Raw genomic sequence first — 17,966 nt, forward strand, 5'->3', positions numbered from 1 at the left:
AGGTAAGAGTGAAATGAAAGGGCGGGCTCAGTGCGCGTCGGCGAGTTCGGCCTGCGAGCCGGTGGCGAGCGCGATGATCGCTTCCTGCGTGATGGGCGTATGCGTGTGGCCGCCGAGTTCGCCGGCGATCTCGCCCTCGCGCATCACGAGCACGCGGTCCGCGACGCCGATGATTTCCGGCAGCTCGCTCGAGATCACGATCACGCCCACGCCGGCGCGGGCCAGTTCGTTGATGATCCGGTAGATCTCGGATTTCGCGCCGATGTCGACGCCGCGTGTCGGTTCGTCGAGGATCAGCACGCGCGGCTTCGTCTCGAGCAGCCGCGACAGCAGCACCTTCTGCTGGTTGCCGCCCGACAGCGCGCCAACGTTGACGTTCGCGTGCGGGACACGGATCGACAACGACGCGATCGCGTCGCGTGCGCGTTCGGCGCCGCGTGCGAGGTCGAGCGCGCCGAGCCGTGCGTCGCGGTTGCACACCGAAATGTTGATGTTGTCGCGCACGCTCATGTCGAGGAACAGGCCCTGGCGCTTGCGGTCCTCGGTCAGGTAGACGAGGCCCGCGTCGATCGCGTCGCGCGGCGAGTGCGCGCCGAACGTGCGCTCGCCCAGCTTCACGTCGCCGCGCACGCGTGGTTCGGCGCCGAAGATCAGCCGCGCGAGCTCGGTGCGGCCCGCGCCGACGAGGCCCGCGATGCCGAGCACTTCGCCGGCGTGCAGGTCGAGGCTGCAGCCGCGCACGCGCGTGTCGTCGGCGATGTCGCGGACCGACAGCAGCAGGTGGCCGGGGTCGTACGGCGCATGTTCCTTCTTGTAGAAGCCGGAGATGTCGCGGCCGACCATCATCGCGACGAGCCGCTCGGCCGACAGCGATGCGCGTTCGAGCGTGCCGACGTATGCGCCGTCGCGCAGCACCGACACGCGATCGGACAGTTCGTAGATCTCCGCCATCCGGTGGCTGATGTAGATGATCGCGAGGCCTTCCTCGCGCAACTGGCGGATCAGGCTGAACAGGTGTTCCGTTTCGCGCGACGACAGCGGCGTCGTCGGCTCGTCCATCACGAGGATGCGGGCACGCGTATGCACCGCACGCGCGATTTCGACGAGCTGCTGTTCGGCGATCGACAGCGTGTCGACGAGCGTGTCGGGGCCGAACGGCGCACCCAGGCGCGCGAGCACGTCCTGGCAGCCGCGCGCCATCGCCGCGCGGTCGATCGTGCCCCAGCGCCGGTTGCCGCGCCGCAGTTCGCGGCCGATGTAGATGTTTTCCGCGACGGTCAGGTTCGGTGACAGGCACAGCTCCTGGTAGATCACCGCGACACCCGCATCGCGTGCGGCGAGCGGTCCGTCGATCTCGATGCGTTCGCCGTCGATCAGGATTTCGCCGCCGGCGTCGGCGCGGTATGCGCCGGACAGGATCTTCATCAGCGTCGATTTGCCCGCGCCGTTCTCGCCCATCAGCGAGTGGATCTCGCCGGGATAGACGGTCAGGCTGACCTTGTCGAGCGCGCGTACGGCCGGGAACGTCTTGCTGATCCCGCGCATCTCGAGCAACGGACGGGGCGACTCAGAACGCGACATGGTGGACCTCCTGCGAGTCGGTGCGGGCGCCCTTGAGGATGCCGGCCCGCGGGGAGAAGTTGAAGAACATCGGCAGCGTGGCGGCGCCGATCGCGCCGGCGTCCGCGCCGAACGTGCCGCGCACGAGCGTCGGCGTGCCGCGTGCTTCGGGGGCGGTCGCGACCAGCGCCGAGCGCAGGCGCGTCGTGACTGCGTCGAGCAGGCCCGCGTCGGTGTCGGCGTCGAGTACGACGACCGGCGCGTCGACCACGCACAGCACCGCGCGCAACGCCGGTGCGAGCGCGTCGACGCAGTCGTCGATCCACTCGTCGACGGCCGGCAGGCCGCGGGCGATGCACGCTTCGAGATCGGCGCGGTTCTCGACCGTCTCGCCGTGATGGCGCAGGTGACGCACGAGCGCGTGCAGCGACGCGCGCGCGAGCAGGATGTCCCACGCGCCGCGCGGCGGCGGTGCGGAGGCGAGCCGGCTCGGCAGTACCGGAATCACGGCGATGTCGCCTGCATTGCCGGTCACGCCGCGCAGACAGTCGCCGTCGATCGCGATGCCGCCGCCGATCGCCGGCCCGATGAACAGGTAGACGAAGTCGTCGCACTGCCGGCCGTAGCCGTAGAACAGCTCGGCGATCGCGGCCGCATTGCCGTCGTTTTCGCCGAACACGGGCAGCGCCAGCATGCGGCCGAGGTCGGCCGCGAAATCGACGTCTTCCCACGCACGGAACGTGTCGGGCGCGAGGCCGAGCTCGCGCATCCACGCGCCGAGGTTGTAGGGTTGCGCGACGCCGACGCCGGTCAGGCGCGCGCGTTCATGGTCGGGGAGCAGGGCCTGCATCGCGTCGATGTCGCGACGCACGATCTCGAGCACGTCGGCGGGGGGCGGCAGCAGCGTGTCGTGCGAGCGGCGGCCGAGCACGTCGCCGGCGAAGTTGACCAGCGCGGTCTCGATGCGCATCCGGTCCAGGTGGACGCCGATGCCGAACGCGCCGCGCGGGTCGAGACGGATCAGCGAGGCCGGCTGGCCGCGCTGGCCCTCGGTGCGGCCCGCGAATTCGATCAGCTTTGAGTCGGCGAGCGATTCGATGATGCTGCCGACCGCCGTGCCCGTCATGTTCGCGAGACGGGCGAGGTCGGCCTTCGACGCGCTGCCCACGCGGCGCAGCGTCTTCAGCAGCAGGCGCTCGTTGTAACGGCGCACGTTGGCCGAGTTGCTTCCCTGGCCGATGTGCGGGCTTCTCATGGCGTCTCCTTCCATGTTGCACCGTGTGGCGGTGCATTAAATAAATCACGTTGATTTATTTAACCGCGTGCGCGCCGACATGTCAGCCTAGGGAAATCCCGGTCGGGTGGTGGGGTGGGAGCGCTTCGTGTCGGCGCGGGGAATCGGGGATGGATCGTGAATGCCCTCAAATCGGGAAATTTGGAATTCGTCTGATGGACCGGGATGCGGCTGCGCGTCACGATTGCTCGCGGGATGGCGGGTCGCCGCGATCCGCGCGAGGCGAAGCCCGACGGTGCCTGCTGGCACGGTCCGGTATCGTTCATTGGACATCCGGCACGGCGCGATCGGGAGGGCGCCGTGCCTTTTCCGGGAGAAACCCATGCAACCTGCGACGCGGCCTTCGGAGTCGCTGCTTGATCCTTATTCCGGCAGCGAGCCGCTGCCGCTTTACACGACGACGGTGGTCGTGACCGGCGGCGAGGCGGCGCACGGCCGATCTTCCGGGCACGCACGCGCGGCAACCGGCGAACTCGATCTGTCGTTGCGTTTGCCGGTGGAGTTGGGCGGTGTGGGTGGCGGGACGAATCCGGAGCAGTTGTTTGCCGCTGGGTTTGCCGCATGTTTTCACGGTGCGCTGACGCTGGTCGCGATGAAGCGCAGGGTTCGCTTGCCGGCGGACCTCGCCGTCTCGGCCCGCGTGACGTTTCAGCGCGATCCGTCGGACGGCTTGTTCGAACTGGAACTGGATGTCGAGGTCGGCATGCCGGGCGTCGATCCCGATGACGCGCGTGCGCTGGTCGCGGAAACCGAAGCGATATGTCCGTATGCGAAGATGGCGAGAGGCGGCATCCGGCACGCGGTGCGTGTGATCGGGGCGAGGTAAGTCGCGATTCCGGAGCTTGGAATGAAAAAAGGTCGGCTAGAAGCCGACCTTTTTTTATAAATCAAGTGGTGCCCAGGAGAGGACTCGGTCACACGGGCGCGACCCCGGCTGCGCTTGCAAGCGCAGCCCTTCGAGTCCTCGCGCAAAGCGCGCAGGCGCTTTGCTTCCTGGGCTGAAAATGAAAAAGGCCGGCTAGAAGCCGACCTTTTTATAAATAAAGTGGTGCCCAGGAGAGGACTCGAACCTCCACGATGTTGCCACCGCTAGGACCTGAACCTAGTGCGTCTACCAATTCCGCCACCTGGGCACGTTTCGCTTTTTGTTGCGAAGCGAAGACCGCAATTATAGCGTGGCCGGAATCGTTGTCAACAGTTTCCTGCAAAGTATCTTCATTGGCACGATCCGGCAGCGCGTGACGATGGCTCGCACGTTGTTTCGTCCACGGAAGAGGGGGCAACCATACACATGAACCAAGAGGCCCGAGCCAGCATTTTATGTTACTGTCTCGGTAACGTTTTTTGTCCCTGCCAACAAGGAGTGCTTCATGTCTGAAATCGCAGTCGTTTTTCATAGCGGTTATGGCCACGCGGCCGTCATTGCGGACGCGGTCGCGCGCGGTGTCGAGAAAGTCGACGGTGCATCGGTCAAGCTGATTCCGGTCGATACGATCGATGAACACTGGGCGTATCTGGAGCGTGATGCCGACGCGATCATCTTCGGTTCGCCAACTTACATGGGCAGCGCATCCGCCCAGTTCAAGGGCTTCATGGATGCGTCGTCGAAGTATTGGGGAAAGTGGCGGGACAAGCTGGCGGCGGGGTTCACGGTGTCGGCTTCGCAAAGCGGCGACAAGCTGTCGACGTTGCAGCAGCTCGCCGTGTTTGCGGCCCAGCATCAGATGCTGTGGGTCAGCCTCGGCCTGATGCCCGGCAACAATAGCAGCACGGGGTCCGTCAACGATCTGAACCGGCTCGGTTCGTTTCTCGGCGCGATGGCGCAGGCGAATGCGGACCAGAGCGGCGACGCGATTCTCGAGAGTGACCGCAAGACGGCTGAAGTGCTGGGCGAGCGCGTTGCGATTGCGGCGAAGCGCTGGAGCGGCGCCTGATCTGCGTCGAATGCCTGAGATTGCCACGCGGCCGGTGTGCGTGACGCCGGTTGCGCTTGCAAGCGCAGCCCTTCGAGTCCTCGCGCAAAGCGCACTGGCGCTTTGCTTCCCGGGCTGAAAATGAAAAAGGCCGGCTAGAAGCCGACCTTTTTTATAAATCAAGTGGTGCCCAGGAGAGGACTCGGTCACACGGGCGCGACCCCGGCTGCGCTTGCAAGCGCAGCCCTTCGAGTCCTCGCGCAAAGCGCGCAGGCGCTTTGCTTCCTGGGCTGAAAATGAAAAAGGCCGGCTAGAAGCCGACCTTTTTATAAATAAAGTGGTGCCCAGGAGAGGACTCGAACCTCCACGATGTTGCCACCGCTAGGACCTGAACCTAGTGCGTCTACCAATTCCGCCACCTGGGCACGTTTCGCTTGCTGCAGTGCGAAGACCGCTATTCTAGCGTGTGGCCGGAGTCTGTCAACAGAATTTCATCCGAAGTGATAAAAATATTTGCGCTTGCGCGGCAGGGCTTCACGCGCCGACCGGCTCCGCACGCTTTGCCGCGAAATTCCAGCGCAGCGCCTGTCCCGTATCGACGCGGGCGGGCAGCAGTCCCGCCGCGAGGAAGGTGTCGGCGATCTTCTGTTGTTCGCTGAAGTTTTGCGCGACCACGGTGCGGACGAGATAGCTGCGCCGCGCGTTTGCGCGCGCGATCGTTGCCGCGTCGAGCCCCCAGATCGGCGCGAGTGTGTTCGCGGCGTCCTGCGGGTGGTCACGCAGCCACGTGCCGGCCTGCGACAGCTGGTCGAACAGGACCTGGACGACGTCGGGTCGCGCGGTCGCGAAACTGCTCGAGGCAAGGTAGTAGCGCTGGTACGATGCGAGCCCCTCGCCGTCGGCGAGAATCCGCACGTCGGGATTCCGGTCGACCGATGCGACATAGGGATCCCACGTGATCCATGCATCCACGCTGCCGCGCTCGAACGCCGCGCGCCCATCCGCAGGCGTCAGGTAGTGGATCGCTGTATCGGCGGGCGCGAGCTTCGCGCGTGCGAGCGCCGCGAGCAGCAGGTAGTGGCTGCCGGCCGCCTTCGTGACCGCGATGCGTTTGCCCTTGAGATCGGCGAGCGTGTGCAGCGCGCTGTCCTGCTTCACGACGATCGCCTGCGCTTTCGGCGAAGGTGCTTCCTGCGCGATGTACACGAAACGCGCATGGGCTGCCTGCGCGAAGACCGGAACCGTGTCGGCCACGTCGGCGCTGAAATCGACGGCGCCGACGTTGAGCGCTTCGGTCAGCGGCAATCCGCTCGCGAATTCATGCCGCGACACGCGCAGGCCGAGCGGTGTCAGCGCCTGCTCGAGCGTGCCGCGTGTCTTCAGTAACGTGATGAGCGTCGAAGATTTCTGGTAGCCGATGCGCAGCGTCGCGGGCGTGTTCTCGGCGCGGGCCCTGACGCCCGCGACAGTGAGGCCGGCGGCCAGCATCGCGCGCGCGAATGCGCGGCGGTTCATCGACGTCATGAATCGTGCTCCTCGTTGGATGCATTGAAAGCAAGGCGGCTAACGTAGCAACGGGGAGGGCGATTGATAAGCGATAAATTCTGCTATCGATCGGAATGGCCGACATAAGGGCCGACGGCAGTCGCCGCGATGCGGGTGCCGAAATGAAAAAAGGCCGGCAGAAGCCGACCTTTTTTATAAATCAAGTGGTGCCCAGGAGAGGACTCGGTCACACGGGCGCGACCCCGGCTGCGCTTGCAAGCGCAGCCCTTCGAGTCCTCGCGCAAAGCGCGCAGGCGCTTTGCTTCCTGGGCTGAAAATGAAAAAGGCCGGCTAGAAGCCGACCTTTTCTATAAATCAAGTGGTGCCCAGGAGAGGACTCGAACCTCCACGATGTTGCCACCGCTAGGACCTGAACCTAGTGCGTCTACCAATTCCGCCACCTGGGCACGTTTTGCAGTGAGCTGCTTGCTGCAAAGAAGCAAAATTATAGCGCCCCAATTATTCGTGTCAACACTTTTTTGCGATGCATCGCAAACCGGCTGCTGTCGCGCCCGCTCGCGGCATTCCCGTCATTTGGCGACTCAGGCGGGTGATAGAATGACCCGCCGCCGTCAATATAGAACTGTCTGACGGACTAGAACTGTCTGACGGACACCTCTATGTTGATGCCGTGCACCATCAGTCAACGCAACGAGAACAATCATCGACAAACCCTTGAGCAAATATCCGTACCCCATTCCGAGCCGTGAAGAAATTCTCGGCGTGCTGCGTACGAGCGACGCGCCGCTGGCTGCCAACGACATCGCCGAGGCCCTGTCGATCAAGCGTCAGGAGCGCGAGGGGTTCTTCCGGCGTGTCGCCGCGATGGAGCGCGACGGCCAGATCCGCCTCGACAAGCGCGGCCATTACCAGTTGACCCATCCGTCGAACTTCGTCGCCGGGCGCGTGCAGGGGCATCGCGACGGCTACGGGTTCGTGATCCGCGACGACGGCCAGGACGACCTGTTCCTGCCGAACGGCGAAATGCAGAAGGTGATGCACAACGACCGCGTGCTCGCGCGGATCGTCGGCTACGATCGCCGCGGCCGCCCGGAAGGGCATGTCGTCGAAGTCACCGAACGCGCGAACAAGCGCGTGATCGGCCGCCTGCTCAACGAGAACGGTGCGCTGATCGTCGCGCCGGAAGACAAGCGCATCGGCCACGACATCCTGATCACGCAGAACGTGAAGAAGGCGAAGGTCGGGCAGGTCGTCGTCGTCGAGCTGACCGATTTCCCGAGCCGTCATTCGCAGCCGCTCGGCCGTGTCGTCGAAGTGCTCGGCGACATCGACGATCCGGGCATGGAAATCGAAATCGCGGTGCGCAAGTACGGCGTGCCGCACGAATTCAGCCAGCCGGCGCTCGACGAAGCCGCTGCGTTGCCGGACAAGGTCCGGCCGGGCGACCTGCGTTTCCGCGTCGATCTGCGCGACGTGCCGCTCGTGACGATCGACGGCGAGGACGCCCGCGACTTCGACGACGCCGTGTACTGCGAGCCGGTCAAGGTCGGCCGTGGCGACGGCTTCCGGCTGATCGTCGCGATCGCCGACGTGTCGCACTACGTCCAGCCGGGCACGGGCCTCGACGCCGATGCGCTCGAACGCAGCACCTCGGTCTATTTCCCGCGCCGCGTGATCCCGATGCTGCCGGAGAAGCTGTCGAACGGCCTGTGCTCGCTGAATCCGCACGTCGACCGCTGCGTGCTCGCGTGCGACATGGTGATCACCGCGCGCGGCGAGATCAAGGCCTACCAGTTCTATCCGGCCGTGATCCATTCGGCTGCACGCCTCACGTACACCGAGGTCGCGGCCGTGCTGTCGAACACGAAGGGGCCGGAGGCCGCGCGCCGCGCCGACCTGTTGCCGCACCTGCAGGATCTGTACGGCGTCTACAAGTCGCTGTTCGCCGCACGCCAGAAACGCGGTGCGATCGACTTCGACACAACCGAGACCTACATCGTCTGCAACTCGCAGGGCAAGATCGAGCAGATCGTGCCGCGCCAGCGCAACGACGCACACAAGCTGATCGAGGAATGCATGCTGGCCGCGAACGTCTGTGCGGCCGACTTCCTGAAGCGCAACAAGCATCCGGGCCTGTACCGCGTGCACGCGGGGCCGACGCCGGAGAAGCTCGAGAACCTGCGTGCCTTCCTGCGCGGCATGGGCCTGTCGCTCGGTGGCGGCGACAAGCCGCATGCGAGCGACTACGCGGCGCTGATGGCGCAGATCCGCGACCGGCCCGATGCGCAGATGCTGCAGCCGATGCTGCTGCGCTCGATGCAACAGGCCGTCTACAGCCCGGACAACATCGGCCACTTCGGCCTCGCCTACGACGCGTACGCGCACTTCACGAGCCCGATCCGCCGTTATCCGGACTTGCTCACGCACCGTGCGATCTACGCGATCCTGTCGGGCAAGAAGTACGTGCCGAAGGCGCCGGACGGCTTCGAGCTGAACACCGCGCTGTCGCCGCGCGCGCGCGCCATGCAGCAGGCCGACGACGAATCGCGCGGCCGCTCGCGCTCGAACACGGCGATCTGGGAAGAACTCGGCCTGCACTGCTCGGCGAACGAACGTCGTGCGGACGAAGCGTCGCGCGACGTCGAGGCATGGCTCAAGTGCTACTTCATGCGCGACAAGCTCGGCGAGGAGTACGGCGGGATGGTGAACGGCGTCACGTCGTTCGGCATCTTCGTGCAGCTCGACACGCTGTTCATCGAAGGGCTCGTTCACGTCACGGAACTCGGCTCGGACTACTTCCAGTACGACGAGATCAAGAACGAGCTGCGCGGCGAGCGGACGGGCATCCGCTATCGCCTGTCCGATCGCGTGCGCGTCCAGGTGAGCCGCGTCGATCTCGACGCGCGCAAGATCGACTTCCGCCTCGTGCGCGATACGCCGGTGAAGGCGCCGCGTCCGTCGCCCGCGCCGGCTGCCGCCGGTGCCGATCGCAACGGCAACGGTCCGCGCGTGCGCGCGCTGCCGCCGTCGGAAGAGTCGGCGCCGCGTCGCAAGCAGGCCGCGAGCGCGCCGAGCGTCGCGGTGAAGGACGCGCGCGCCGCGCGTGCCGCCGCGAAGAAGAAGGGCGGTGGCGGGAGCGGTGCACCCGCGAAGCCGACCGCGAAGAAGACTCGCGCCCGCAAGAAGTATTGAGCGTTCGGGGCGTCGCAAGCGCACGCTCCGCAGTATCGAGAGACGCCGCGTCACCGGTCATCGGCCGGCAACGCGGCGCTTTCCTTTTCCATGGATCGCGGCTGCGCGTGTCGCGCGGCCGCACGTTTGATCGAAGGTTGTTCCAGTCATGTCACGTCTGAAGGTTCTTTACGGTTTTCATGCGGTGACCGCACGTTTGCGGCACGATGCATCGACGGTTGCGGAGGTGCTGTACGACCAGACGCGCCGCGACCGCCGCATGCAGGACTTCCTGCACGCCGCGAAGGAAGCGGGCGTGCGATTGATTGCAGCCGACGAAACGCGCCTGTGGGGCCTCGCGCACACCGAGCGCCACCAGGGCGTTGTCGCGCGGGTCGAGGACATGCCGCTTGCGCAGAACCTGTCGGAGTTGCTCGACGGCATCCAGGGTCCCGCGCTGCTGCTCGTGCTCGACGGCGTCACCGATCCGCACAACCTCGGCGCGTGCCTGCGTGTCGCCGATTCGGCCGGCGCGCATGCGGTGATCGCCCCGCGCGACCGCGCAGTCGGCCTGAACGCGACGGCGGCCAAGGTGGCGAGCGGCGCGGCCGACACGGTGCCGTACATCACGGTGACGAACCTCGCCCGCGCGCTGCGCGAGCTGAAGGAAGCCGGCGTGTGGGTCATCGGCACGTCGGACGAGGCGCCGGCGACGCTCTACGAGACCAAGCTCGACGGCCCCGTCGCGCTCGTGATGGGCGCCGAAGGCGAAGGCATGCGCCGGCTTACGCGCGACACCTGCGACGAAGTGATGAGCATCCCGATGGCCGGCAGCGTGGAAAGCCTGAACGTGTCGGTCGCGAGCGGCGTGTGCCTGTACGAGGCCGTGCGCCAGCGGCGCGCGAAGGGCTGACGCCCGCCCGTCCCGCGCGAGCCGCGCGGGGCTTCGAATGACCCGAACGACGCGTGCCGTGATGGGGTGCGGCACGCGGCTCTCCGGAACCCGCGACCGATGACCCTGCTCCGTGTTGGCGCCTCCTGCGCCGTGCTGTGCCTGCTGGCGGCCTGCACGTCGCCGTCGCTCGTCGAACGCGGGACCTACTACGCCGACACGAGCCTGCATGCGCGCGGCGCCGATTCGCGGGTTCGCTTTCTCGTGATGCACTACACCGAAAGCGACGAGGCGAAGTCGTTGCGCACGCTGACGGGCGATTCGGTCAGCGTGCATTACGTCGTCCCGCCGCAGCCGCGCATCGAGCGCGGGATGCCCGTCGTCTATCAGCTCGTGCCGGAAGCGCAGCGCGCCTGGCACGCGGGCGTGAGTGAATGGCAAGGCACGACCGAGCTGAACGCGGTGTCGATCGGCATCGAGAACGTGAACCGCGGCCCGCTCGATCCGCAGAATCGCACCTGGCAGCCGTATCCCCCCGAGCAGGTCGTCGCATTGATCGACCTGTCGAAGGACATCGTCGCGCGCTACGGCATTCCACCGACACGCGTGGTCGGGCACAGCGACATCGCGCCGCAACGCAAGATCGATCCGGGGCCGCTGTTCCCGTGGCATGCGCTGGCGCAGGCCGGTGTCGGCGCGTGGCCGGACGAGGCGACCGTGGCCGCGCGGCTCGGCGGCCGCGACCCGCGCGCGCCGGTCGACGTGCGTGAACTGCAGCTCAAGCTCGCACGCTACGGCTACGACGTGCCGACCGACGGAATGCTCGATGTGCGCACGCGGCGCGTGTTCGCCGCGTTCCAGATGCATTTCCGCCCGTCCGACTATGCGGGCAATCCGGACGCCGAAACCGACGCGATCGCACAGGCGTTGCTCGACAAGTACTTCCCCGGCACGCAGCCGGCGGATAACGCACCCGCGTCCGGCGCACCGTGAACACGCGGCGCGTCGCACGCCGAAAAACACGGGCCGTCCCCCGACTCCGGTAAACTGGCGGTTTTTCGCAATCCCGCAGCATTACCACGCCATGACTCAAGACGAACTCAAACGCCTCGTCGGCCAGGCCGCCGCCGACTACGTGATCCAGAACGTGCCGGAAGGCGCCGTGATCGGCGTCGGCACCGGCTCGACCGCCAACTGCTTCATCGACGCGCTCGCCGTCGTCAAGTCGCGCTATCGCGGTGCCGTATCGAGCTCGGTCGCGACGACCGAGCGCCTGAAAGCGCACGGCATCAAGGTGTTCGACCTGAACGAGGTCGACTCGCTGCAGGTGTACGTCGACGGCGCCGACGAGATCGACGCGAGCGGCGCGATGATCAAGGGCGGTGGCGGCGCGCTGACGCGCGAGAAGATCGTCGCGTCGGTGGCCGACACGTTCGTCTGCATCGCGGACGGCAGCAAGCGCGTGCCGGTGCTCGGCGCGTTCCCGCTCCCGATCGAGGTCGTGCCGATGGCGCGCACGGCGATCGGCCGGCGCGTCGCCGCGCTCGGCGGCGTGCCCGTGCTGCGCGTGACGAAGGACGGCGCACCGTACATCACCGACAACGGCAACGAGATCATCGACGTGAAGGGGCTGCAGATCGCCGATCCGCGCGGTTTCGAAGCGCGGGTGAATGCATGGCCGGGCGTCGTGACGGTCGGCCTGTTCGCCGGGCGCGGCGCGAATCTGTGCTTGCTTGGCACGGAAAACGGCGTTGAAACGATCGTTTATCCGGCTGGCTGAACCTGAATGAGAAGCAGTCCGTAACGGCGTTGTTGATCATTAATGGACTGAAGGTTTAAATCTTGTGGAAATCGGGGCCCGGCAAGCGCAGCGCGCTTCCCGGGCTTTTTTTTTAGCCGTATAAATCACCTCGTCAAAAAAGAGGGATAACCCTGTCAGGTGTTTACCAGATAGCGGAATATCGTCGAACTCATCAACTTATAGATCATAAGAACAGTGGTAACCAGGGCCGGCGGAACTGCGGAGCAGGTGTTCGCAAATCGACGCACGGGGAGGTGTCATGGAGCAGGGCAAAGACCGGTCACTGGTCGCCAAAGTGATGGATGGGCTTGTCTCGGGTATCGTCGAGGACAAGTATGGCGGCATCTTGCCGCCGCAAGACGTGCTGTCGAAAGAGTTCGATGTGAGTCGTACGGTGATGCGGGAAGCATTGTCGATGTTGCTTGCGCGCGACATGCTCGACGTGCGCCCGAAAGTCGGCACGCGTGTGCGCCCGATGCGCGACTGGCGCATGATCGACGAAGACGTCGTGAGCTGGCGATTTCGGGCGAAACCCGACCCGCAATTCATGCGCGACGTCATCGAGTTTCGGATGCTGATCGAGCCACGTGCGACCGCGCAGGCGGCGGTGCGTGCGACGGCGACCGACATCGCGGGCATTCGCGAAGCGTTCGATGCGTTCAAGGTGCTGCAGCCGGGGGATTCCGGCTACGACACGGCGGACGAGTTGCTGCATACGCGGATCGTCCAGGCCAGCGGCAACCAGTTCTTCCAGCAGATGGCGGCGATCGTGCGCGGTGCGGTGCGCCTCGTGAACCCGCGCGTCGTGCAGAAGGAAGGGGCGCACGAGATCGCGGTGAAGGCGCATGCGCGCGTCGTCGATGCGATCGAGCGGCGCGACCCGCGCGAGGCCGAGGCGGCGTCGCTCGCGCTGATCGATTTCAGCGCCGACGAAATTTCGCGCGATTTCTCGGTCGACGTGCCCGTGCGCGCCTGACGTTGCGCGTGTCGCTCATCCGTGTGCCGCCGGGCCGTTTATCATGACGGCCGGCCGGCAGCGTGCCGGCTACCGTCATACGACCGACACGGAAGATCAGGATGAACGACAACGACCATCGCCCGGTGCGCTTCGGCATCGTCGGCGTGGGCAGCATTGCGCGCCGCTTCGCGCAAAGCCTCGCGCACGTGCCGGGTGCCACGCTCGCCGGTGCCTGGGCTCGCCGCGCCGACGCCGCGGCCGCCTTTTGCGGGACTTGCGGCGGTACGCCTGCCGCGAGCCTCGACGCGCTCCTCGCGAGCGATATCGACGCGGTCTACATCGCGACGCTCCATGACAGTCATGCGCAGTACGCGCTGGCCGCGCTGGCCGCCGGCAAGGCCGTGCTGTGCGAAAAGCCCGCGACGCTGAACGCGGCGCAGCTCGACACCGTGCTGCAGGCGGCAAGCGAGGCCGGGCGGCTGTTCATGGAAGCGATGAAGCCGCCGTTCTTTCCGCTGTACCGTCAATTGCGTGCGCATCTGCGCAACGACCCGATCGGCGAGATCCGGCTCGTCCGGGCAGGATGCGCATCGTCGTCGGTGCCGGACGACCACTCCGTCTACCGCCTCGATCGCGCGGGCGGTGCGCTGCTCGATATCGGGATCTACGAGGCGTTTCTCGCGGTCGACTGGCTCGGGGCGGCGCTCGACGTGCAGACGCTCGGCCGCGTCGGCGCGACGGGCGTCGACCTGTTCGCGAGCCTGAACAGCGTGCATGCGAACGGCGGGATCGCCCAGCTCTTTTGCGGACTCGACGTGATGGGGCGCGGCGACGCGCTGATCGCCGCGGCCGGCGGCCACGTGACGATTCACGAGAAGTGGTGGAACCCGGCGCGCGCGACGATTTGCTATGCGGACGGGCGTACCGTCGAACTCGACGCGCCGGCCGAGGGCGGCGGGTTGAACTACGAGACCGCGCATTTCTGCGACCTGCTGCGCGCGGGCGAAACGGAAAGCCCGATCATGACGCACGACCATTCGCGGCGGATGATCGCGATGACCGATGCGGCGCGCGCCGCGCTCGGCGTGCGCTATTCGGGCGAGTAGGCGGGAAGGAGAGGGGGCGGGGCGCGCATGCGCACCCCGGCGGGAGCGCGTGCGCTCAGTGCCGCGACGGCAGCGACAGGCGCTTTTCGTACCAGCGCTGCACCCATTCGAGGATCTGGCACAGGATCCAGTACACGGCCGCGGCGGCGAGGTAGAGCGGCAGCGGCTGATAGGTCGCCGCGATCACTTCCTGCGCGCTGCGCAGCAGTTCGGTCACGGTGATCACGGAGACGAGCGACGTGTCCTTGATCAGGCTGATCAGGCTGTTCGACAGGCTTGGCACCGCGATGCGCAGCGCCTGCGGGCCGATCACGTAGCGCAGCGTCTGCCCCCACGACAGCCCGAGGCTGTACGCGGCGAGCCATTGGCCGCGCGCGATCCCGTTGATGGCGCCGCGCATGCTTTCGGACATGTAAGCCGCGACGTTCGCGGACAGCGCAATGACGCCGGCCGGCGTCGGGTCGAGCGAGATGCCGAGGCTCGGCAGCCCGTAGTAGATGACGAAGATCTGCACGAGCAGCGGCGTGCCGCGCATCAGGCTCACATACCCGCGCGCGAGCCACGCGAGCGCGTTGACCCAGACGCGTTCGAAGCCGTCGAGCGCTTCGCTTTGCCGGATGCCCATCATCGCGAGCACGACGGCGCCAAGCAGGCCGAACACCATCGACAGCACGGCGAACTTGACGGTCAGGACGGCGCCCTGGGCGAGCACCGGCAGCGATTGGACGAGCAGGGACGTTGTCGACATGGAGTACGAATCGAATGCGTGCGCGAAAGCGCAATCATAAACCGGACGCATAAAACAAAGGGCGGCATCGTGACGGATGCCGCCCTTTCCGGCCCGCCGTCAGGCGGGACATGCAGGCGTGCTTACTTGATCGGTTTGGTCACGTCGATGCCGAACCACTTGTCCGAGATCTTCGTGAACGTGCCGTCGGCCTCGAGTTGCGTCATCGCGTCGTCGATCGCCTTCTGGAACTTCGGGTTGCCCTTCTTGAACGGGATGCCCGACGGGTTCGCCGAGCCGACGTTCGCGCCCGGGCGCAGCGGCAGCTGCGCGTTCTTCGTCAGGTACGCGAGCATCAGGCGGTCGTTGAGCGCCGCGTCGAGGCGGCCGGCGGCGAGGTCGCGCAGGTACTCGGGCGCGCCCGGGTACGTCTTCACGTCGATGCCGGGCACCGACTTCGCCATGTCCATGTAGTTGGTGCCGAGCGCGACGCCGAGCTTCTTGCCCTTCAGGTCGTCCAGCGACTTGAACTCGCGCGTGTCGTCCTTGCGCTGGATCAGCTGCGCGGACGAGAACGTGTACGCCGGCGAGAAGTCGAGCGTTTCCTTGCGCTTGTCGGTGATGCCGACCTGGTTGGCGATCACGTCGAACTTGCCGGCCTGCAGGCCCGCGATGATGCCGCTCCATTCGGTCGTCACGAATTCGGCCTTCACGCCGAGCTTCGCGGCGACGGCCTTCGCGATGTCGACGTCGAAGCCGACGAGTTCGCCTTGCGGGTTCTTCGAGTTGAACGGGGGGAACGTGCCTTCGAGGCCGACGCGCAGCGTGCCGCGCTGTTTGACCTGGTCGAGGAGGTCGGCCGCGTGCGCGGTCGCGGCGGCGAACGACGTGCCGACCAGGCCGGCAACCAGCAGCTTCTTCAGCAGCGAAAATTTCATCGTGTGTGTCCTTGCCCTGTCCGGGTCAATGATTCTGATAGTGAGGCCGATGATAGCAAAAACGCTATCGATCATTAAATATAGTTTGTTTATGTCTATATTACGCGGTGCGCTCGCGGGCGATCGCCTTCACGCATTCCGACACGAGCGCCGGGCCGCGATAGATGAAGCCCGTGTAAAGCTGGACGAGCGCCGCGCCGGCCGCGAGCTTCGCGCGGGCGTCCTCGCCCGAGAAAATGCCGCCGACGCCGATGATCGGCACGTCGTTGCCGACTTCCGCGTGCAGCTTGCGGATCACTTCGTTCGACGCGTCGAACACGGGGCGGCCCGACAGGCCGCCGGCTTCGTCCGCATGCGGCAGGCCCTGGACGGCCGCGCGCGACAGCGTCGTGTTGGTGGCGATGACCGCTTCGATCTTGTGGCGCAGCAGCGTGTCGCCGATTTCCTTGACCTGTTCGTCGTCGAGATCGGGGGCGATCTTCAGCGCGAGCGGCACGAGCTTGCCGTGCAGGTCGGCGAGGCGCTGCTGCTTGTCCTTCAGCGCGGCGAGCAGTGCGTCGAGTTCGCCGGCGCCCTGCAGTTGGCGCAGGTTCTTCGTGTTCGGCGACGAAATGTTGATCGTCACGTAGCTCGCGAACGGGTATACGCGCTCGAGGCAGTACAGGTAATCCTCGGCGGCGCGCTCGATCGGCGTGTCGGCGTTCTTGCCGATGTTCAGGCCGAGAATGCCGCGATAGCGGGCGGCCTGGACGTTCTTCACGAACTGGTCGACGCCATGGTTGTTGAAGCCCATCCGGTTGATCAGCGCTTCGGCTTGCGGCAGGCGGAACATCCGTGGGCGCGGGTTGCCCGGCTGCGCGCGCGGCGTGACCGTGCCGACCTCGATGAAGCCGAAGCCGAGCGCCGCGAGGCCGTCGATGGCCGCGCCGTCCTTGTCGAGGCCGGCCGCGAGGCCGACCGGGTTGCGGAACGTGAGCCCCATCACGGTGCGCGGTGCGTCGGGCACGCGGGCCGACAGCGCGCAGGCGAGGCCCGTGCGGCCGGCCGCGCCGAGCGCGCGCAGCGTGAGGTGGTGAGCATCTTCCGCATCCATTTTGAACAGGGATGCGCGGGCCAGCGGATAGAGGGAACTGAACACGGGAATGGGGCGGGCAGCCGGAATGAATGACAACCCGCTATTTTACCGGGAGTTGCGCGGCAGGGGCGTGCTTCGCTTCGTAGCCCCCGCCGCGTGCGTCAACCCGAGCCGGAATGCCCGCCCGGCAACGGCGCGCGGGCCAGCGCCGCGTCGACGGGCGGCAGGTCGATCCGTTCCGGATCGAGCGTCTTCCAGCGGCCGTCGATCAGCCCCTCGAGCGGGTGGAAGTTCGCCTTGTACGCCATCTTCGGGCTCTCGCGGATCCAGTAGCCGAGGTACACGTACGGCAGGTCGAGGCTCTTCGCCTGCTCGATCTGCCACAGGATGTTGTAGGTGCCGTAGCTCGTATGCCGGTCGTCGGGCTCGAAGAATGTGTAAACCGACGACAGCCCGTCGCCGAGGATGTCGATCATGCTGACCATGCGCAGCTTGCCGGGTTCGCCGCCCGGCGCGTCGAGGTCGCGGAATTCGACGAGGCGCGAGTTGATCCGGCTCTGCAGCAGGAACTGCTCGTACTGGTCGCGGCTGTCGCGATCCATGCCGCCGCCCGCGTGGCGCGCGGACTGGTAGCGCATGTAGAGCGCGTAGTGCTCTTCGTCGTAGTGCAGCGGCGAAACCGTCGCGATCAGCGCGCGGTGGCGCTTCCACATCCTGCGCTGCGTGCGCGACGGCGCGAACGCGCCCACGGGGACGCGCACCGGCACGCATGCGCGGCAGCCGTCGCAGTACGGGCGATACGTGAACACGCCCGAGCGGCGAAAGCCGGCCTTCACGAGTTCGGTGTAGATGTCGGAATTGATCAGGTGGCTCGGCGTCGCGACTTGCGAGCGCGCGATGCGACCGTCCAGATAGCTGCACGGATAGGGCGCCGTTGCATAGAATTGCAGCGCCGAAAGCGGTGAAAGCGGCAGCTCAGTCGGGTGAGTCATGGGCAGCTCTCGATGCAGGGAAGGAGTGCCGCG

Annotated in this window: 15 protein-coding genes and 3 tRNA genes; 8 read left to right on the forward strand and 10 right to left on the reverse strand. The window is 66.2% G+C overall.

Features of this window, described 5'->3' with window-relative positions; genetic code table 11:
• Window positions 1-27 precede the first annotated feature (27 nt).
• Window positions 28-1,581 carry a sugar ABC transporter ATP-binding protein gene (locus WJ12_RS07620; RefSeq protein ID WP_034190106.1) on the reverse strand — a complete coding sequence of 518 codons (1,554 nt, stop codon included), beginning with the start codon at window positions 1,579-1,581 and terminating at the stop codon, window positions 28-30.
• On the reverse strand, window positions 1,568-2,815 hold the full coding sequence (locus WJ12_RS07625) for an ROK family protein (RefSeq protein WP_034190170.1): 1,248 nt from the start codon (window positions 2,813-2,815) through the stop codon (window positions 1,568-1,570). The genes WJ12_RS07620 and WJ12_RS07625 overlap by 14 nt, the downstream gene beginning before the upstream one ends.
• Window positions 2,816-3,176: 361 nt before the next feature.
• On the opposite strand from WJ12_RS07625, the gene WJ12_RS07630 reads away from it, so the two are divergent.
• On the forward strand, window positions 3,177-3,680 hold the full coding sequence (locus WJ12_RS07630; protein WP_059557803.1) for an Ohr family peroxiredoxin: 504 nt from the start codon (window positions 3,177-3,179) through the stop codon (window positions 3,678-3,680).
• 220 nt (window positions 3,681-3,900) lie between these two features.
• Here WJ12_RS07630 and WJ12_RS07635 read toward each other — a convergent pair.
• A tRNA-Leu gene (locus tag WJ12_RS07635) sits at window positions 3,901-3,987 on the reverse strand.
• Window positions 3,988-4,224: 237 nt separating this feature from the next.
• Here WJ12_RS07635 and WJ12_RS07640 point away from each other — a divergent pair.
• On the forward strand, window positions 4,225-4,788 hold the full coding sequence (locus WJ12_RS07640) for a flavodoxin family protein (RefSeq protein WP_049033213.1): 564 nt from the start codon (window positions 4,225-4,227) through the stop codon (window positions 4,786-4,788).
• 317 nt (window positions 4,789-5,105) lie between these two features.
• Here the strand turns inward: WJ12_RS07640 and WJ12_RS07645 are convergent.
• The 3 genes from WJ12_RS07645 to WJ12_RS07655 form a co-directional block, all read right to left on the reverse strand.
• A tRNA-Leu gene (locus WJ12_RS07645) sits at window positions 5,106-5,192 on the reverse strand.
• Window positions 5,193-5,301: 109 nt separating this feature from the next.
• Window positions 5,302-6,291 (reverse strand): aliphatic sulfonate ABC transporter substrate-binding protein, encoded by a 990-nt coding sequence (locus tag WJ12_RS07650; RefSeq protein WP_069245624.1) that lies wholly within the window; start codon window positions 6,289-6,291, stop codon window positions 5,302-5,304.
• Window positions 6,292-6,632: 341 nt separating this feature from the next.
• Window positions 6,633-6,719: transfer RNA gene (locus WJ12_RS07655), tRNA-Leu, on the reverse strand.
• Window positions 6,720-6,987: 268 nt separating this feature from the next.
• Here WJ12_RS07655 and rnr point away from each other — a divergent pair.
• The 6 genes from rnr to WJ12_RS07685 all read left to right on the forward strand — a co-directional run bounded on the left by rnr (window position 6,988) and on the right by WJ12_RS07685 (window position 14,201).
• Entirely contained in the window at window positions 6,988-9,465 is a 2,478-nt protein-coding gene (gene rnr, locus WJ12_RS07660; protein WP_034187001.1) for a ribonuclease R, read from the forward strand.
• Between the two features lie 148 nt (window positions 9,466-9,613).
• Window positions 9,614-10,357 (forward strand): 23S rRNA (guanosine(2251)-2'-O)-methyltransferase RlmB, encoded by a 744-nt coding sequence (rlmB, locus tag WJ12_RS07665; RefSeq protein ID WP_059557800.1) that lies wholly within the window; start codon window positions 9,614-9,616, stop codon window positions 10,355-10,357.
• A gap of 99 nt (window positions 10,358-10,456) precedes the next feature.
• Window positions 10,457-11,329, forward strand: a complete 873-nt coding sequence (locus WJ12_RS07670; protein ID WP_034186999.1) for an N-acetylmuramoyl-L-alanine amidase — start codon at window positions 10,457-10,459, stop codon at window positions 11,327-11,329.
• Between the two features lie 91 nt (window positions 11,330-11,420).
• Window positions 11,421-12,116, forward strand: a complete 696-nt coding sequence (rpiA, locus tag WJ12_RS07675; protein WP_059557798.1) for a ribose-5-phosphate isomerase RpiA — start codon at window positions 11,421-11,423, stop codon at window positions 12,114-12,116.
• A 280-nt stretch (window positions 12,117-12,396) separates the two neighbouring features.
• The gene (locus WJ12_RS07680) at window positions 12,397-13,113 is read left to right on the forward strand and encodes a FadR/GntR family transcriptional regulator (protein WP_034186997.1); all 717 of its coding nucleotides are present in this window, start codon (window positions 12,397-12,399) and stop codon (window positions 13,111-13,113) included.
• Between the two features lie 101 nt (window positions 13,114-13,214).
• A complete protein-coding gene (locus tag WJ12_RS07685; RefSeq protein ID WP_059557797.1) occupies window positions 13,215-14,201 on the forward strand; it encodes a Gfo/Idh/MocA family protein in 987 nt (328 codons plus the stop codon).
• A gap of 55 nt (window positions 14,202-14,256) precedes the next feature.
• Here the strand turns inward: WJ12_RS07685 and WJ12_RS07690 are convergent, their stop codons facing one another.
• The 4 genes from WJ12_RS07690 to WJ12_RS07705 all read right to left on the reverse strand — a co-directional run bounded on the left by WJ12_RS07690 (window position 14,257) and on the right by WJ12_RS07705 (window position 17,933).
• Window positions 14,257-14,949 carry an amino acid ABC transporter permease gene (locus WJ12_RS07690; RefSeq protein WP_034186995.1) on the reverse strand — a complete coding sequence of 231 codons (693 nt, stop codon included), beginning with the start codon at window positions 14,947-14,949 and terminating at the stop codon, window positions 14,257-14,259.
• A 122-nt stretch (window positions 14,950-15,071) separates the two neighbouring features.
• The gene (locus WJ12_RS07695; RefSeq protein WP_034186994.1) at window positions 15,072-15,866 is read right to left on the reverse strand and encodes a cystine ABC transporter substrate-binding protein; all 795 of its coding nucleotides are present in this window, start codon (window positions 15,864-15,866) and stop codon (window positions 15,072-15,074) included.
• 100 nt (window positions 15,867-15,966) lie between these two features.
• Window positions 15,967-17,004, reverse strand: coding sequence for a quinone-dependent dihydroorotate dehydrogenase (locus WJ12_RS07700; RefSeq protein ID WP_059234588.1), 1,038 nt, complete (start codon window positions 17,002-17,004; stop codon window positions 15,967-15,969).
• A gap of 98 nt (window positions 17,005-17,102) precedes the next feature.
• Window positions 17,103-17,933: an arginyltransferase gene (locus WJ12_RS07705; RefSeq protein ID WP_034186992.1), complete on the reverse strand. Its 831-nt coding sequence runs from the start codon at window positions 17,931-17,933 to the stop codon at window positions 17,103-17,105.
• Window positions 17,934-17,966 lie beyond the last annotated feature (33 nt).

Origin of the sequence: Burkholderia seminalis (genome assembly GCF_001718535.1) — a bacterium.
GTDB lineage: Bacteria > Pseudomonadota > Gammaproteobacteria > Burkholderiales > Burkholderiaceae > Burkholderia > Burkholderia seminalis.

Coding starts and splice junctions, on each gene's coding strand:
- WJ12_RS07640 (WP_049033213.1), top strand. CDS start 4,225: ATGTCTGAAATCGCAGTCGTTTTTCATAGCGGTTATGGCCACGCGGCC.
- WJ12_RS07690 (WP_034186995.1), bottom strand. CDS start 14,949: ATGTCGACAACGTCCCTGCTCGTCCAATCGCTGCCGGTGCTCGCCCAG.
- WJ12_RS07695 (WP_034186994.1), bottom strand. CDS start 15,866: ATGAAATTTTCGCTGCTGAAGAAGCTGCTGGTTGCCGGCCTGGTCGGC.
- WJ12_RS07680 (WP_034186997.1), top strand. CDS start 12,397: ATGGAGCAGGGCAAAGACCGGTCACTGGTCGCCAAAGTGATGGATGGG.
- WJ12_RS07625 (WP_034190170.1), bottom strand. CDS start 2,815: ATGAGAAGCCCGCACATCGGCCAGGGAAGCAACTCGGCCAACGTGCGC.
- WJ12_RS07630 (WP_059557803.1), top strand. CDS start 3,177: ATGCAACCTGCGACGCGGCCTTCGGAGTCGCTGCTTGATCCTTATTCC.
- rpiA (WP_059557798.1), top strand. CDS start 11,421: ATGACTCAAGACGAACTCAAACGCCTCGTCGGCCAGGCCGCCGCCGAC.
- WJ12_RS07670 (WP_034186999.1), top strand. CDS start 10,457: ATGACCCTGCTCCGTGTTGGCGCCTCCTGCGCCGTGCTGTGCCTGCTG.
- rlmB (WP_059557800.1), top strand. CDS start 9,614: ATGTCACGTCTGAAGGTTCTTTACGGTTTTCATGCGGTGACCGCACGT.
- WJ12_RS07685 (WP_059557797.1), top strand. CDS start 13,215: ATGAACGACAACGACCATCGCCCGGTGCGCTTCGGCATCGTCGGCGTG.
- WJ12_RS07650 (WP_069245624.1), bottom strand. CDS start 6,291: ATGACGTCGATGAACCGCCGCGCATTCGCGCGCGCGATGCTGGCCGCC.
- WJ12_RS07705 (WP_034186992.1), bottom strand. CDS start 17,933: ATGACTCACCCGACTGAGCTGCCGCTTTCACCGCTTTCGGCGCTGCAA.
- WJ12_RS07620 (WP_034190106.1), bottom strand. CDS start 1,581: ATGTCGCGTTCTGAGTCGCCCCGTCCGTTGCTCGAGATGCGCGGGATC.